We start from the raw sequence: 17,973 nt of genomic DNA on the forward strand, positions 1-17,973 counted from the left end.
GCTCCTCATCCAGGGCCGCATTTCCAGAGTGAGCGACGACCGATGTTAGGCGAGGGGTAACGACATGGCTGACCAACTCCAGCATGCAACCGAGGCGTTGCGTAAAGCGCTGGTCCAGGTCGAGCGGTTGAAGACCAAGAACCGCGCGCTGCTGGAGCGCTCCGGTGAGCCGATCGCCATCGTCGGTATGTCGTGCCGATTCCCCGGGGGGGTCGATTCGCCGGACAGCTTGTGGGACATGGTCGCTGACCAGCGTGACGTGATGTCTGAGTTTCCCAACGACCGCGGCTGGGACCTGGCCGGGCTTTTCGACGACGACCCCGACGCGCCGCACAAGTGCTACGCCCGATCCGGCGGATTCGTCGACGACGTCGCCGGATTCGACGCCGCTTTCTTCGGTGTGGCCCCCAGCGAGGCGCTGGCCACCGACCCGCAGCACCGCATGCTGCTGGAGTTGTCGTGGGAAGCGTTGGAACGGGCCGGAATTGATCCGACCTCGCTGCGCGGCAGCGCCACCGGAGTCTTCGCCGGAATTATCGCCCAGGGCTACGGCATGCTCGCCGAGGAGATCGAGGGTTACCGGCTCACCGGTATGACCTCCAGCGTGGCCACCGGACGGGTGGCCTATGTGCTCGGGCTGGAAGGCCCAGCGGTGTCGGTGGACACCGCGTGCTCGTCGTCGTTGGTGGCGCTACACATGGCCGTGCAGTCGTTGCGGTCGGGGGAATGCGACCTCGCGCTGGCAGGTGGCGCGACCGTCAACGCGACCCCGACGGTCTTCGTCGAATTCAGCAGGCACCGCGGACTGTCGCCGGACGGCCGCTGCAAGCCGTTCTCGGGTGCGGCCGACGGCGTCGGCTGGTCCGAGGGTGGCGGAATGCTGGTGGTGGAACGGCTTTCGGATGCTCAGCGACTCGGCCATCGAGTGCTTGCGGTGGTGCGGGGCACGGCGGTTAATCAGGACGGCGCCTCCAACGGGCTGACCGCGCCCAACGGGCCGTCCCAGCAGCGGGTGGTGCGTACGGCGTTGGCCAACGCCGGTTTGAGCGCGACCGAGGTGGACGTGGTCGAAGCCCACGGCACCGGAACGACGTTGGGCGACCCGATCGAAGCGCAGGCCCTGCTTGCCACCTACGGCCAGGACCGGGGCGACAACCCACTGTGGCTGGGGTCGATCAAGTCGAACATGGGTCACACCCAGGCCGCAGCCGGGGTGGCGGGCGTGATCAAGATGGTGCAGGCGATGCGCCACGAATTGTTACCGGCGACGCTGCACGTGGATGTGCCTAGCCCACACGTGGATTGGACGGCGGGATCGGTGTCGCTGCTTACCGAGCCACAGCCATGGGGCGCAGGCGGTCACGCCCGTCGTGCCGCGGTGTCGTCGTTCGGGATCAGCGGCACCAACGCCCACGTGATCATCGAGGAGTCCCCGTCGGTCGACGCGGTTGAGAGCGTCGCTCCGCAGCCGTCGGTGGTGCCCTGGGTGGTGTCGGCGAAGAGCGCCGCGGCGCTCGAGGCGCAAGCGCGCCGTCTCGGCGAATTCATCAGTGCCCGTGAGGAATTGAATGCAGCCGACGTGGGCTGGTCGCTGGCGGGACGATCGACCTTCGAGCACCGCGCGGTGGTGCTGGGCGACGACCGCGGCCAGTTGTTGGCCGGTCTGGGCGAGCTGGCGCAGGGCCTGCCGGGCGCCTCGGTGATCACCGGCCGGGCCGCTCCGGCGGGCAAGACGGTGTTCGTGTTCCCCGGCCAGGGCTCGCAGTGGATCGGCATGGGCGTCGAATTGCTGGACACCGCACCAGTTTTCGCCGAGCAGATGAATGCGTGCGCCGAAGCGTTCGCCGAGTTCGTCGACTGGTCGTTGATCGACGTGCTGCGCGGCGCGCCCGGCGCTCCGGGTCTGGACCGCGTGGACGTGGTGCAGCCCGCATTGTTCGCGGTGATGGTGTCGCTGGCCGAGTTGTGGCGGTCGATCGGGGTGCGCCCGGAAGCCGTCATCGGTCACTCGCAGGGCGAGATCGCCGCGGCGTTCGTCGCCGGCGCACTGTCGTTGCGCGACGCCGCCCGGGTGGTGACGCTGCGCAGCAAGCTGTTACTGGCGCTGTCCGGTCGCGGCGGGATGGCCTCGCTGGCCTGCGACCTCGACCACGCACGAGAGCTGTTGGCGCCCTACGGCGATCGGGTCAGCATCGCCGCGGTCAACGGGCGGTCGGCCGTCGTCATCTCCGGTGAGGAAGCCGCGCTCGACGAGATCGTCGCGTTGTGCGTAGAACGCGAAACCCGCGCGCGGCGCATTGACGTCGACTACGCCTCGCATTCAATTGCCGTCGACGAGATCCGCGACCAACTCGCCGAAGCGCTGGCCGGGATCGAGCCGCAGTCCACGCGCACGGTGTTCTTCTCCACCGTCACCGGGCAGGTCCACGACACCGCCGGCCTCGGCCCCGACTACTGGTTCCGCAACATCCGCCAGACTGTCGAATTCGACCAGGCCGTGCGGACCGCGGCCCAGAGCGGCTATCGCACCTTTATCGAATCCAGCCCGCACCCCGCCCTGATCGCCGGCATCGAGGACACCGCTACCGACGGCGGAGCCGATGCGGTTGTCGTACCGACACTTGGCCGCGAGGACGGCGGTCTGCGGCGCTTCTTGAGTTCGGCCGCGCTGGCCTTCGTCTCGGGTGTGAAGGTGGATTGGCGCGCGGCCGTGCCGTCGGGCGGTTTCGTCGAGCTACCGACGTATGCCTTTGAGCGGCGGCGCTTTTGGCTCTCTGGCGACGGGGCGGCTCTCGATGCGGCCGGCCTCGGGCTGGGCGCCAGCGAGCACGCGCTGCTGGGCGCGGTCGTCGATCTGCCCGACTCCGGTGGGGTGGTGCTGACGGGTCGGCTGTCGCCCGCCATTCAGGGCTGGCTGTCCGATCACGCGGTCGACGGCCTGGCGGTGTTCCCGGGGGCGGGCTTCGTCGAGTTGGCGATCCGGGCGGGCGACGAGGTCGGCTGCCCGGTGATCGATGAGTTGACCCTGCAATCACCGTTGCTGCTGCCCGCGTCCGGATCGGTGTCGGTACAGGTGGTCGTCGGTGCCGCCGAGGAATCCGGCCAACGCAGCCTGTCGGTGTTCTCAAGGGAGACTGCGGATTCCGCGTGGAACTGCCATGCGACGGGGATCCTGTCGTCGTCTCCGGTGGAGCCGGTGGCCGATCTGTCGGTGTGGCCGCCGCAGGACGCGACGGCCGTCGACGTGACCGACGGCTACCGGCGGCTGGCCGAGCGCGGCTATCAGTACGGCCCGGCCTTCCAGGGTCTGACCGCGCTGTGGCGTCGCGGCGATGAGTTCTTCGCCGAGGTGACGTTGCCGCAGGCGGCCGGCGGCATAAGCGGATTCGGCGTGCACCCGGTGCTGCTCGACGCGGCTCTGCATGCAGCGGCGGTCACTCACGACGGCGCCGGGGTGGCTTTGCCGTTCGCCTGGCAGGGCGTATCGCTGCACGCGGCAGGGGCGTCGGCAGTGCGGGCGCGGATCGCGCCGTCGGGTCCGTCGGCGGTTTCGGTGGAGCTCGCCGACGGGCTCGGGCTGCCGGTGTTGACGGTGACGTCGATGATCGCGCGACCGATTTCGCACCAACAGTTGATGGCGGCGATGTCCAACAGCGGCGGTGATCAGCTCTTCGAGCTGGCCTGGTCGCCGGTGTCATCCGCCTCCCATGTCGAGACGCCTTCGTACGAGCTGTTCGAATCTTCAGCTGCCGCAGGTGATCCGGTCACTACGAGCTATCAGCGGGTCCACGAGGCATTGGCAAAGCTGCAATCCTGGCTGGCCGAACACGTGTCGGGCACCCTGGTGGTCGCGACCCGTGGCGCGGTGGGGTTGGCCGGACAGGACGTGACCGATCTACCCGGCGCGGCGGTATGGGGGCTGGTCCGTTCCGCTCAGACCGAACATCCGGGCCGGATCGTGTTGGTGGATTCCGATGCGCCGCTGAGTGATTCGACGATCGCCGAAGTGTTGGCGGCCGGTGAGCCGCAGGTTCTACTTCGCGGCGACACCGTCTACATCGCGCGGGTGCGCGCCAGCCGCGCGGTCGATGACGTGCTGGTGCCGCCGGCCGAGGGGCCCTGGCGACTGGGCCTGTCGACGGCGGGCACGTTCGAGAACCTGCACCTGGAACCGGTGCCCAACGCCGACGCGCCGCTGGAACCGGGTCAGGTGCGCGTCGCAATGCGGGCCATCGCCACGAACTTCCGCGACATCATGATCACGCTGGGCATGTTCACCCATGATGCGCTGATCGGTGGCGAAGGTGCCGGTGTCGTCGTCGAAGTCGGCCCCGGCGTGACCGAATTCGCCGTCGGTGACGACGTTTTCGGGTTCTTCCCCGACGGCAGCGGCACCCTGGTCGCCGGCGATACCCGGCTGCTGCTTCCGATGCCGTCGGACTGGTCCTACCCCGAGGCCGCCGCCATCTCAGCGGTTTTCACCACCGCCTACTACGCCTTCGTCCACCTAGCCGACGTCAAACCCGGTCAGCGCCTGTTGCTGCACGCCGGCGCCGGCGGCGTGGGCATGGCCGCCGCGCAGTTGGCGCGACACCTCGGGCTGGAAGTGTTCGCGACCGCCAGCCGGCCCAAGTGGGACACGTTGCGGGCGATGGGTTTCGACGACGATCACATCGGCGATTCCCGCACACTGGAATTCGAGGACAAATTCCGTGCGGTCGTGGGCGATCGGGGCTTCGATGTCGTGCTCGATTCGCTGGCCGGTGAATTCGTCGATGCCTCACTGCGTCTGGTCAAGCCCGGCGGGATCTTCCTCGAGATGGGCAAGACCGATATCCGCGACCCCGGGAAGATCGCCGAGGAGTACCCGGGCGTGCGCTATCGCGCCTTCGACCTGTTCGAACCCGGCCGCAACCGGATGCACCAGTACCTGCTGGATCTCGCCGAACTCTTCGATGCCGGTGTGCTGCGGCCGCTACCGGTGACGACGTTCGACGTGCGGCGGGCACGCACGGCGATGAGGTATCTCGGCCAGGCGCGGCACACCGGCAAGGTCGTATTGACGATGCCGGATGTCTGGGCGTTGGGCACCGTGGTGATCACCGGCGGGACCGGCATGGCCGGCTCGGCGCTGGCCCGCCACCTGGTCGTCAATCATGGTGCGCGGCACCTGTTGTTGCTGGGCCGCCGGGGCCCGGAGGCGCCGGGCGCTGCGGAGCTGACGGCGGAGTTGACCGCCGCCGGCGCCGAGGTGTCGGTGGTGGCATGTGACGCCGCGGACCGCGCGGCGCTGGCGAAGGTGCTGGCCGACATTCCGGTGCAGCATCCGCTGTCGGCGGTGATCCACGCCGCGGGTGTGCTCGACGACGCCGTGCTGACCTCGCTGACGCCTGAGCGGGTGGATGCGGTATTGCGGGCCAAGGTCGACGCGGCCTGGAATCTGCATGAGCTGAGCCAGGATTCGAATGTCTCTGCATTTGTGATGTTCTCGTCGATGGCCGGCCTGATCGGGTCCTCGGGGCAGGCCAACTATGCGGCGGCCAACAGCTTCCTGGACGGGCTGGCCGCGCATCGTCGCGCGCACGGGCTGCCGGCGATCTCGCTGGGCTGGGGCCTGTGGGAGCAGGCCAGCGACATGACCGGTGGACTCGACGAAGCGGGCCGGGCCCGGTTGGCGCGCAGCGGCGTCAAGGCGCTGGAGTCGGCCGACGCACTACAGCTCTTCGACACCGCGCTGGTGGTCGACGAGCCGTTCCTGCTGCCCGCCCACATCGACGCCGCCGCGCTGCGGGCCAATGCCGCCGTGGTTCCGCCGATGTTCGTCGACCTGATCAACGCGCCGACCCGCCGCCGGGTCGACGACTCGCTTGCCGCGAGCAAGTCCAAGTCCGCTCTCGCGCAACGCATCCACGGCCTGTCCGAGAACGAGCAGCACGCGGTGCTGCTGGATCTGGTGCGCTCGCACATCGCCACCGTGTTGGGCAACACCACACCCGAGGCCGTCGACCCGGACAAGGCGTTCCAGGAGTTGGGCTTCGATTCGCTGACCGCTGTCGAAATGCGCAACCGGCTCAAAGCCGCCACCGGGCTGTCGCTTTCGCCGACGTTGATCTTCGACTACCCGACGCCGAGCCGGTTGGCGTCCTACTTCCGCACCGAACTTGCCGGTGTGCCGCAGGAGGTCAAACCTGTCACCGCGGTGCGAATCAGCGGCGACGAGCAGATCGCGATCGTCGGGATGGCGTGCCGGTATCCCGGCGGGGTCAATTCGCCGGAAGACCTGTGGGACATGGTCGCCGAAGGTCGCGACGTCATCACCGATTTCCCCGCTGACCGTGGTTGGGACCTGGCCAACCTCTACAACCCCGATCCCGACGTCGCCGGCACCTGCTACGCCCGCACCGGCGGTTTCGTCGACGGCGTCGGCGATTTCGACCCAGCCTTCTTCGGGATTGGCCCGTCCGAGGCGTTGGCGATGGACCCCCAGCAGCGGATGTTCCTCGAGCTGACGTGGGAAGCGTTGGAGCGGGCTGGAATTGACCCCGCCACCCTGCGGGGCAGTGCCACCGGCGTCTTCGCCGGTGTCTACGCCCAGGGTTACGGCATGGGTGCCGCGCAGGCTGCCGAAGGCTTCCGGCTCACCGGGCAGTCGTCGAGCGTGGCCTCGGGCCGGGTGTCCTACGTGCTGGGTCTGGAGGGGCCGGCGGTGTCGGTGGACACCGCGTGCTCGTCGTCGTTGGTCGCTCTGCACATGGCCGCACAGTCGTTGCGTTCGGGGGAGTGCGATCTCGCGATGGCCGGTGGCGTCACCGTCAACTCCACACCCGACATTTTCGTGGAGTTCAGCCGCATGCGCGGGTTGTCTACCGATGGCCGCTGCCGGGCGTTCGCCGGTGCCGCCGACGGCACCGGATTCTCCGAGGGCGGCGGCATGCTGGTTGTCGAGCGTTTGTCCGACGCGCGCCGCCTGGGACACCCGGTGCTGGCTCTCGTCTCCAGCTCCGCGATCAACCAGGACGGCGCATCCAATGGGTTGACCGCGCCCAACGGCCCGTCGCAGCAGCGGGTGGTCCGCTCGGCGTTGGCCAGCGCGGGGCTGACCGCCGCCGACGTCGACGTGGTCGAAGGGCACGGCACGGGCACTACCCTGGGCGATCCGATTGAGGCCCAAGCGATTCTGGCGACCTATGGGCAAGACCGGCGTAAGCCGCTGTGGTTGGGCTCGATCAAGTCGAACATGGGCCACACCCAGGCCGCCGCGGGCGTCGCGGGAGTCATGAAGATGGTCCTCGCGATGCGTCACGAGCTGATTCCGGCGACCCTGCACGTGGATGAACCCAGCCCGCATGTGGATTGGTCGATGGGCTCGGTGCAACTGCTCACGGAGCCGAAGCCTTGGCCGAACGACGGTCAGCCGCGCCGGGCGGGCATCTCGTCGTTCGGCATCAGCGGCACCAACGCGCACGTGATCATCGAGGCCGCCCCGCCGGTCGAGCCGATCGCCGATGTCACCCCGATCTCGCCCCCGGCGGTCATCCCGTGGGTCGTGTCGGCCAAGTCGACCGCAGCGCTGGAGTCGCAGGCCGCGCGGCTGGCCGGATTCGTCGGTCCGCGTATCGAATTGGGTGCGGCCGATGTGGGATGGTCGCTGGCGGGTCGCACCGCGTTCGAGCGTCGTGCGGTGGTGCTCGGCGACGGCCGCGACCCGTTGCTGACGGGCCTCGCCGAGCTGGCCGCCGGTCAGCCCAGTTCCTCGGTCATCACCGGGACCGGGTTGCCCGGCAAAACCGTCTTCGTATTCCCCGGCCAGGGTTCGCAATGGCTCGGCATGGGCATGGGGCTGCACGCCACCTACCCTGTCTTCGCCGAGGCGTTCAACACCGTCGTCGGCGAGCTGGACCGCCATCTGCTGCGCCCGCTGCGCGAGGTGATGTGGGGACACAGCGAAGAGCTTTTGAACACAACTGAATTCGCCCAGCCGGCGTTGTTCGCCGTCGAGGTTGCGTTGTACCGCCTGTTGGAATCGTGGGGTGTGCGGCCCGACTACGTGATGGGTCACTCGGTCGGCGAGTTGACCGCCGCACACGTGGCTGGCGCGCTGTCGCTGGAGAACGCCGCGCTATTGGTGGTCGCACGCGGGCGGTTCATGCAGGCGCTGCCGGCCGGCGGCGCGATGGTGGCGGTGCAGGCCACCGAGGACGAGGTGCGCCCACTGCTGACCGATAGCGTCGGCATCGCCGCGGTGAACGGCCCGTCGTCAGTGGTGGTCTCGGGCGACGAGGGTGGCGTGAACGCCATCGCCGAACACCTTCGCGCGCAGGGACGGCGCGTGCACCGGCTCGCCGTGTCGCATGCTTTCCACTCGCCTCTGATGGAGCCCATGATCGACGAATTCCGGGCAGCGGCACGAGAACTCACGGTCAACCCGGTCACCATCCCGGTCATCTCCAACGTCACCGGAGAATTGGCAGGCGATGACTTCGCCTCCGCCGAATACTGGCTGCAGCACATCCGGGCCGCGGTTCGATTCGCCGACAGCATCCGGTACGCGAATTCGGGTGGCGCCAGCCGCTTCCTGGAAGTGGGCCCCGGTGGCGGTCTCACCTCGTCCATCGAGGAGTCGCTGGCCGAGGTCTCAGATGCCCCAGTGGCGTCGGTGCCGTTGCTGCGCAAGGACCGACCCGAACCGACCAGCCTGATGATCGGCATCGCGCAGGCGTTCGTGTCGGGCGTCGGGGTCGATTGGCGGGCCACATTGCCCGGCGCCGGCTTCGTCGAACTGCCGACCTACGCCTTCGATCGACGCCGCTTCTGGCTGTCCGCCGACGATGCCGCGGTCGATGCCGAGGGCCTCGGCCTGTCGGCCAGCGAGCACGCGCTGCTCGGCGCGGTGGTGGACCTGCCGACCTCTGGCGGCGTGGTGCTGACCGGCCGGTTGTCGGCGCAGTCGCAGGGTTGGCTCAATGACCACGCGATCGGCGGCGTGGTCATCTTCCCGGGCGCGGGTTTCGTCGAGATGGCGATCCGCGCCGGTGACGAGGTGGGCTGCTCGGTTGTCGACGAGCTGACGCTTGCGGCACCGCTGGTGATCCCGTCGACCGGGTCGGTGGCTGTCCAGGTGGTCGTCGACGGCGCCGACGAGTCGGGTCACCGTGCGGTGTCGGTGTTTTCCCGCACTGACGCCCATTCGGGCTGGACGTTGCACGCCGAGGGCATTGTCCGGCCCGGCGCACCGGAGTCTGCCGCTGACATGACCACGTGGCCACCCCCGGGTGCGACGCCGATCGATATCGACGGTCTCTACGACCGATTGACCGCAAGCGGTTACGGATACGGTCCTGCGTTCCAGGGGTTGACGGCGATGTGGCGCCGCGGCGAGGAGATCTTCGCCGACGTATCGCTGCCCGGCGACGCCGGGGTGTCGCCGACCGGATTCGGAGTACATCCCGCGGTCCTGGACGCCGCGCTGCACGCGGTGATCGTCGCGACCGAAGCCGACCATGACGGCAAAGACGGTGTGCTGGTGCCGTTCTCGTGGCAGGGCGTGTCGCTGCACGCGGCCGGCGCGTCGTCGGTGCGGGCACGCATCACACCCTCGGGCCCGTCATCGGTGTCGGTGCAACTCGCCGACGCGCTCGGGCTGCCGGTGCTGTCGGTGGCCGCCATGGTGGCGCGGCCGGTCTCGCGTCAACAGCTGATGGCCGCCGTGTCAGGTTCGGGTCCCGACCGGATCTTCGAAGTGGTCTGGTCGCCGGCGGTAGTCGGCTCACACGCCGACACACCGTCCTACGACGTATTCGAATCTCGGGCCGGCGACGACGATGGGTTGGGCTCGACCTACCGTCGCACTCACGATGCGTTGGCCGCGCTGCAGTCGTGGCTCGCCGAGCACGACTCCGGAATGCTGCTGGTCACCACACGCGGCGCGGTGGCACGGCCGGGGGAGGATGTCACCGATCTGGCCGGTGCGGCCGTGTGGGGTCTGGTGCGTTCCGCGCAGACCGAGCACCCGGGCCGGATCGTGCTGGCGGATTCCGATGCGCCACTGAGTGATACGACGATCGCCGCGATCCTGGCCGCCGGTGAGCCGCAGGTGCTCGTGCGCAACGAGACGGTCTACAGCGGCCGGGTGCACGGTAGCCGAGCGGTGGACACGCTCTTGGTGCCGCCGGGCGGCGAGGCGTGGCGGCTGGGCATGTCCAGCAAGGGCACCTTCGAGAACCTGGTGCTGGAACCGATCCCGGACGCCGACGCGCCGCTGGGGCCGGGCCAGGTCCGGGTCGCGGTTCGCACCATGCCGGCCAACTTCCGCGACGTGATGATCGCGCTCGGCCTGTATCCCGACGCGGACGCCGTAATGGGTGTCGAGGCGTCCGGCGTCGTGGTCGAAACCGCCCCGGGTGTCAGCCGTTTCGCGGTCGGTGACCGGGTGACCGGGTTATTCCCCGAGGGCACCGGCACGCTCGCGATCACCGACGCGCGCCTGCTGATGGACGTCCCGTCGGGCTGGTCGTACACCGAGGCCGCCACCGCACCGGTGGTGTTCGCCACCGCCTATTACGCGCTGACGGCGTTGGCCGATGTCAAGGCCGGCCAACGCATCCTGATCCATGCCGCCGCCGGCGGGGTCGGAATGGCCGCCGTGCAGTTGGCGCGACACTTCGGTCTGGAGGTGTTCGCGACCGCCAGCCAGGGTAAGTGGGACACGTTGCGGGCCATGGGCTTTGACGACGCCCACATCGGGGATTCCCGGACGGTGGAATTCGAGGAGAAGTTCCGTGCCGCGACCGGCGGCCGCGGAGTCGACGTGGTGCTGGACTCGCTGGCCGGTGAATTCGTCGACGCCTCACTGCGACTCGTCGCCTCCGGCGGCGTTTTCCTCGAGATGGGCAAGACCGACATCCGCGATGCTCGCGAAGTCGCCGCGACGTATGACGGCGTGCGGTACCGCGCCTTCGACTTGTTCGAGGCGGGCGCGGACCACATCGAGCGGATGCTGTCCGAGTTGACCACGCTGTTCGAGGATGCCACGCTGCGGCCGCTGCCGGTCACCACCTTCGATGTGCGGCGCGCGCCCGCGGCGCTGCGGTACCTGAGCCAGGCCCGTCACACCGGCAAGGTCGTGTTGACGATGCCGGACACCTGGGCGTTGGGCACCGTGGTGATCACCGGCGGCACCGGGATGGCCGGCTCGGCGGTGGCCCGTCACGTCGTCGCCAACCACGGCGTGCGCAACCTGCTGCTGATCGGCCGACGCGGCCCGGATGCGCCGGGTGCGGCGGAGCTGGCCGAGGATTTGACGGCGGCCGGGGCCGAGGTGTCGATCGTCGCGTGTGACGCCGCCGACCGCGCCGCGCTGGCCAAGGTGCTGGCCGATATCCCGGTCCAGCATCCGCTGTCGGCGGTGATCCACACGGCCGGGGTGCTGGATGACGCGGTCGTGACCTCGCTGACCCCCGAGCGAGTGGACGCGGTGCTGCGGGCCAAGATCGACACGGCGTGGAATCTGCATGAGCTGACCAAGGATTCGAACCTGTCGGCGTTCGTGATGTTCTCGTCGATGGCCGGCCTGGTCGGATCGTCGGGTCAGGCCAACTACGCCGCCGCCAATAGCTTCCTGGACGGCCTTGCCGTGTACCGGCGGACCCGCGGCCTGCCGGCGATCTCGCTGGGCTGGGGCCTGTGGGACCAGACCAGCAACATGACCGGCGAACTCGGCGCGGTGGACTTCGCCCGCTTCGCCCGCGACGGCATTATGGCGATGACGTCCACTCAGGCGCTGCAACTACTCGACACCGCGATGGTGATCGACGAACCGTTCCTGCTGCCCGCCCACATCGACACCGTCGCCCTGCGGACCAAGTTCGACGGTGGCACCCTACCGCCGATGTTCGTCGATCTGATCAACGCGCCGGCCCGGCGCCAGGTCGACGATTCGCTGGCCGCCGCCAAGTCGAAGTCGGCCCTGCTGCAGCGGCTCGACGGCCTGCCGGAGGACGAGCAGCAGGCGGTGCTGCTGGATCTGGTGCGGTCGCACATCTCCACCGTGCTCGGCAACAGCGCCCCGGAGGCGATCGATCCGGACAAGGCGTTCCAAGAGTTGGGCTTCGACTCGCTGACCGCTGTCGAGATGCGTAACCGGCTCAAGGCCGCGACCGGTCTGCCGCTTTCGCCCACGCTGATCTTCGACTACCCGAACTCCGCGGCCCTGGCGGGTTACTTCCACCAAGAGTTGGTCGGCGCCTCCGCTGACGCGGTGCCCAAAGCCGCGCCCGGCGAGGCGGAGATCCAGCGAGTGGTGGCATCCATCCCGGTCAAACGACTGCGTCAGGCCGGCGTGCTGGACCTGCTACTCGGCCTGGCCAACGACGCCAATGGGATCGACGCGGAACAGGACAAGGAAAAAGACCTCGCCACAATGGATCTCGACGACTTGGTCAACGCTGCGTTCCTCGACGACGACGACTAGCCGATGAAGCGGACGTGTCTTACGCCGAGATCGACACTGGCGTGCCACCCACTCGCAGTTCTTCGCGCTAGCGTCGATCTCGACGACATTGCCCGGATCACTAGCCGATGAGGATTGCAGTCACCGGGGCAAGCGGAGTGGTCGGCCGCGGCGTTGTCCGACGCCTGCTCAGCGCCGGTTACGACGTCGCTGGGATGGCCCGACGTAGGCCCGAAAGCTGGCCGAGCGCAGCGACCTTCGTCGAAGGCGACATGCGCGACGCTGCCACGGTGCGGCGGGTCGTGGCCGGGTCGGAGGTCGTCGTGCACTGCGCCTGGGCGGCCATCCCCGTCGCAGACGGTGATGCAAACATCGTCGGCACCGGAAACGTGCTTGACGCGATCGCGCGCAGTGGGGCCCGCCGCATCGTCTTTCCGTCATCGGCTCATGTCTACGGTTCCGGCCGTGACAGATCGGAAGCCGAGCCGCTGCAGCCGGTTTCGGCCTATGGACGGGAAAAGGCCCGAGCCGAGGAGATGGTTGCGGCAAGCGGCGTCGAGTGGGTGACGATCCGTACCGCGGCAGTCGTCGGCCGAGGCGTCGACAACTGGGTGCGACGAGCGCTGGCGTCCGCGTTCTTCGTCGACAACGACGAATCCCTACAGGTCGTGCACAGTGAGGACGCGCACCGCATCTTCGTGCGTGCGGCCGTTGACCCGGATCTCGGAAACGGACCCGTGAACCTCGCCGCGTCCGGAGATCTCACGGTGCACGAGATCGCCGAGACGTTCAGGCGGCCCCGAGTGCCACGAGTGCTCCGAAAGCTCGGCCCGACAGCGGAACTGGACCTCTTGCTGAGTGCGCCGTCGATGAATACCGCTCTGCTGCAGGAGCGTTGGAACTACACCCCGGCCTGGACCGGACGCGAATGTCTGGACGACACCGCCCTGGCGGTGCGCGGCCGGGTCAGCATCGGCTCGTGGACCACTTCGTTGCCGTGGCGGCTGACCCATGTGCAGGACATCCCCGCGGTCGACATCCCGGCCGCCGACGGTTCCAAGACCGTGCCGGCCGGCCCCGAGGGCGGCAACGGCGAATTCGACACCCCGATCGATCCGCGCTTTCCCACGTTTCTGGCCACCAACTTGTCGGAGGCACTGCCCGGACCGTTCTCGCCGTCGTCGGCGTCGGTGACGGTCAAGGGATTACGTGCGTCCGGTGCGGTGATCGCCGGGCGTCTGCGGCCGGGTGGGTTGATCCAGCGCGAGATGGCCACCCGCACCGTCGGCGTGTTCGCGCATCGCCTGTACGGCGCCATCACCACCGCGCACTACATGGCTGAGGTCGTGCCCTTCGTCAAGCCCGCCACCGTGGTTCGGCAGAGCCAGTACTTCGGTCCCAGCGTCGCATCAATGCCCATCCACGGCGACGAGTTGCCCCGCGAATCAGGCCGCACCACTGGACCGTTGCGCACCATCCGCAATTTGGGGGTGTTCGGGGTCAACCTGGTCGGGCTGATCATCGGCGCGGCGCACGACACCGGCGACTTCGTCGACGACATCAAACGCCTAGAAGAGGTTGCCAGTGGCGACCTTACGACGTTGACCGATCAGCGGCTGCAGAGCTTGATCCTGCTGGCCCGCGACTCTGCGGTCGACGGCTGGGTGCTGGCCTCAGGGTCGTTCATGTCGTTCGCCGCGCTCAGCGTGATCCTGCGCGGCCTCAACGGACGCGACATGATGCTGCCGGTCGGCCAGGAACTGGCCAGCGCCGGGCCACTGAAAGTGGTGTACCGCCTTGCGGATGCGGCCAGGCGTGACCCCAACGTGGCACGCATCCTCGCCGAACCGGGCGATCATCTTGCCGAACTGGCCGCCAAGGCCCCGGAGTTCCACCGAACCTTGCTGGCCGAACTCAGCGCCTTTGGACACCGCGGGCCCGCTGAGTTGGAGATGCGGTCGTCCAGCTACGCCGACGACCCGGAATTGCTGCTGCGCATGGTCGCGAAAGCCGTTGACCCGCGGGACCGCTCGGACGCCAGCCCACAGGTAGTTCCGCTGCGGTCGCGACCGGTGGCGCTGATCGCGGCCAGCCAGGTGCGCGACCGCGAAGTGCGTCGCGACCGACTGGTTCGCGCAGTGTGGTTGCTGCGCAGGCTCCTTCGTGAGCTCGGCCGTCGGCTCACCGAGTCGGGTGTGCTCGAATCCGCCGACGATGTCTATTACCTGCTGGTCGACGAACTCGACGCGCTGCCCGCCGACACCGCCGCTCTGGTGCAGCGCCGTCGCGCAGAGCAGCAGAGGCTCGCCGGTGTGACGCCACCCGCGATCTTCAGCGGCGGCTGGGAACCCGTCAATGTCGAGGCGTCGATGCTCACGCCTGGCCACACGCTGACCGGCGCCGGTGTGAGCGCGGGCAAGGTCCGCGGGCGAGTCCGGATCGTGCGGCCGGAGACCATCGACGACCTGCAGGCCGGCGAGATCCTCGTGGCCGAGGTCACCGATGTCGGCTACACGGCGGCGTTCTCCTACGCGGGCGCCGTCGTCACCGAACTCGGCGGTCCGATGTCGCATGCCGCGGTGGTAGCCCGTGAATTCGGCATCCCGTGTGTAGTCGACGTACACGATGCGACGAGACGCCTGACGCCCGGCGTACTCATCGAAGTCGACGGCACGGCCGGCACCATCACCATGCTCGAACCGGACCTGCCGAGCGTTTCTACCTGACGTTCGCTACCGTCGGAAGATGCACCAACACACCGTCCGCGTGACGACTGCCGCAGGCACCGTCGAAGGATTTACCCGCGACGGCGTTCACCGCTGGCGATCCATCCCGTACGCCCGCCCGCCGGTGGGTGCGCGCCGGTTCCGGGCGCCTGAGCCGGCCCAGCCCTGGCGTGGTGTGCGTTATTGCCATGGCTTCACCAAATGCGCACCGCAGGAACATCGCTACGCCGTTCTCGGTGTCGGCAAGTTCCAGCCGATGGGGGAGGACTGCCTCAGTCTCAACGTGATCGCGCCGGAGGTGCCGTCGGCCGAGCCGCTGCCGGTGATGGTGTTCATCCACGGCGGCGGCTACATCATGGGCAGCTCGGCCACACCGATCTACGACGGGGTGGCTCTGGCCAAGCGCGGCTGCGTCTACGTCTCGGTCAACTATCGGCTCGGTGCGCTGGGTTGCCTGGACCTGTCGTCGCTGTCGACGGCCGATGCCACCATCGACAGCAACCTGTTTCTGCGCGACTTGATCCTGGCGCTGCGCTGGGTCCACGACAACATCGCCGCGTTCGGCGGCGACCCGGCCAACGTGACCGTGTTCGGCGAGAGCGCTGGCGCGCATGCCGTCGGGGTACTGCTGGCCGCGCCCGAGGCCGAAGGTCTGTTCGCTCAGGCGATTTCGGAGAGTCCGGCCAGCGGCATGACCCGGTCAACCGACGTCGCCGCGGAGTTCGCTGCGCGGTTCGCCTCGATACTCGGTGCGCCCAAGCATGACGCGATCGACGCGTTGATGAAGGCGAGCCCCGCTGAACTGGTGGCGGCGCAGAATCGTCTGATCAACGACGGTGTGCGAGACATGTTGGGCGCATTCCCCATTGGGCCCGTCTTCGGCGACGACACGCTGCCCCTGGATCCGGTCGACGCGATGCAGCAGGGCAAAGCGCACCGGGTTCCGCTCATCGTGGGCACCAACGCGGACGAAGGCCGACTGTTCACCCGCTTCCTGCAGCTGTTGCCGACCAACGAGTCTATGATCGAAGCGCTGCTGGCCGAGGTCGAACCGGCCGAGCGGGCACGCATCACCGACGCGTATCCCGATTACCCCGAGCGATCGGCGTGCATTCAGCTCGGCGGCGATTTCGCGTTCGGCTCGGCCGCGTGGGCGATGGCCGAAGCCCATGGCAGGCATGCGCCGACCTACCTGTATCGGTACGACTACGCCCCGAAGTTACTGCGCTGGTCCGGGCTGGGGGCCACGCACGCCACCGAGCTCCTCGCGGTGTTCGGTACCTACCGCACGCGGTTCGGGGCACTGCTGACGGCGCCCGCGGATCGACGGTCGGCGATGCGGGTGACGCGCGAAGTACAAAGGCGCTGGCGGTCATTCAGCCGCACCGGCAACCCGGGCGACGACTGGCCGGCCTACACGGACACCGATCGTGCGGTGATGGTGTTCGACCGTAGATCTCATCTGGAGTTCGATCCGCACCCCGAACGGCGCAGGGCGTGGGAAGGCTTTTCCCTGGCGCGCTGACGGTCGATGTGATTACGTGGACGGGCCATGACACCGCATACCGACAACGCCGTCGAAAGCCCGACTGACCTCACCGTCGACTGGCTGACCGCAGCCGTGGGCGCCGGAACCATCGATGATTTTACTTTCCAGCGTATCGGCACAGGTCAGATGAGCGAGTGCTACCGGGTGCGGCTCAGCTACGCCGACGCAGCGGCGGGTGGACCGGAGTCCGTGGTGCTCAAGGTCGCGGCCACCGATCCAATGAGCCGACAGACCGGGATGGCGCTGGGCCTCTACGAGCGTGAAGTCTGTTTCTACCGCGATATCGCTCCGGGTCTGCACGGTCCGGTTGCGCCGTGCTACCACGCCGCCTACGACGCCGCGTCCGGAATTTTCGACGTACTGCTCGGCGACGCCACCCCGGCCGTCGTCGGCGATGAAATCCGCGGCGCCACAACGGCGCAAGCGCGCATCGCGGTCACCGAGTTGAGCCGGCTGCAGGGCCCGCTGATGGGCGACACCACGCTCGCCGACGCGGCATGGCTCAACCGCGACGCGCCGATCAACCAGGCGTTGATCACAGGGCTGTTCGCCGGCTTCGTCGACCGCTACGGCGACCAGATCTCTGCCCAGCACCGGATGGTGTGCGAGCGCCTGGTCGGCGGGTTCGACGGCTACCTGGCCGACGAGGCGGCCGGTGATCGCGTCCACGGTCTGATCCACGGCGACTATCGATTGGACAACATGCTGTTCGGCGCCGAGGGCGCCGAACGCCCACTGACCGTGGTCGATTGGCAGACAGTCACCTGGGGCCCGGCCATGACCGACCTGGCATATTTCCTCGGCTGCGCATTACCGGTCGCAGACCGGCGCGAACACTACGACGCGCTGCTCAACGACTACCACCGCGCGCTCGGTCCGGATGCTCCGATCAGCCTCGCCGACGTCCGCGACGGCGTGCGCAGGCAGAGTTTCTTCGGGGTGATGATGGCGATCGTGTCATCGATGTTGGTGGAACGCACAGAACGCGGCGACGAGATGTTCATGACCATGCTGCAACGTCATTGCGAGCATGTCCTCGACACCGACGCGTTGGCTATCCTGCCCGCATCAACCGCTGCCGAACCGCTCTGCCCGTCGGCCGAGGACGAGTCGACGCACGCGCCGAGCGATGATCCGCTGTGGAATGAAAGCTGGTATGCCGACTTTGCCGATGCCGCACAGGAGGACATTCAGCCAGGCCGTCTGCTGGTTGGGGATCAGGCCCAAACGCATCCAGCCCCCGAATCCCT

General features: G+C 68.2%; 4 protein-coding genes. All 4 read left to right on the forward strand.

All coding sequences use genetic code 11. The features are described from left to right. The first annotated feature begins 64 nt into the window (after positions 1-64). Entirely contained in the window at positions 65-12,469 is a 12,405-nt protein-coding gene (locus tag A5658_RS15485; RefSeq protein WP_067336695.1) for a type I polyketide synthase, read from the forward strand. Positions 12,470-12,576: 107 nt separating this feature from the next. Continuing rightward, positions 12,577-15,174 carry an NAD-dependent epimerase/dehydratase family protein gene (locus A5658_RS15490; protein WP_067336699.1) on the forward strand — a complete coding sequence of 866 codons (2,598 nt, stop codon included), beginning with the start codon at positions 12,577-12,579 and terminating at the stop codon, positions 15,172-15,174. Between the two features lie 19 nt (positions 15,175-15,193). Continuing rightward, entirely contained in the window at positions 15,194-16,699 is a 1,506-nt protein-coding gene (locus tag A5658_RS15495) for a carboxylesterase/lipase family protein (protein ID WP_067336704.1), read from the forward strand. 27 nt (positions 16,700-16,726) lie between these two features. Continuing rightward, a partial coding sequence (locus A5658_RS15500) for a phosphotransferase (protein WP_156751489.1) occupies positions 16,727-17,973 on the forward strand: 1,247 nt, incomplete at its 3' end.

This window comes from Mycobacterium sp. 1245111.1, assembly GCF_001673405.1.
In the GTDB taxonomy this organism is placed as follows: domain Bacteria; phylum Actinomycetota; class Actinomycetes; order Mycobacteriales; family Mycobacteriaceae; genus Mycobacterium.

What these genes read in the sequence shown, in the direction of transcription:
- A5658_RS15490 (WP_067336699.1), top strand. Translation starts at nt 12,577, where the DNA reads ATGAGGATTGCAGTCACCGGGGCAAGCGGAGTGGTCGGCCGCGGCGTT.
- A5658_RS15485 (WP_067336695.1), top strand. Translation starts at nt 65, where the DNA reads ATGGCTGACCAACTCCAGCATGCAACCGAGGCGTTGCGTAAAGCGCTG.
- A5658_RS15495 (WP_067336704.1), top strand. Translation starts at nt 15,194, where the DNA reads ATGCACCAACACACCGTCCGCGTGACGACTGCCGCAGGCACCGTCGAA.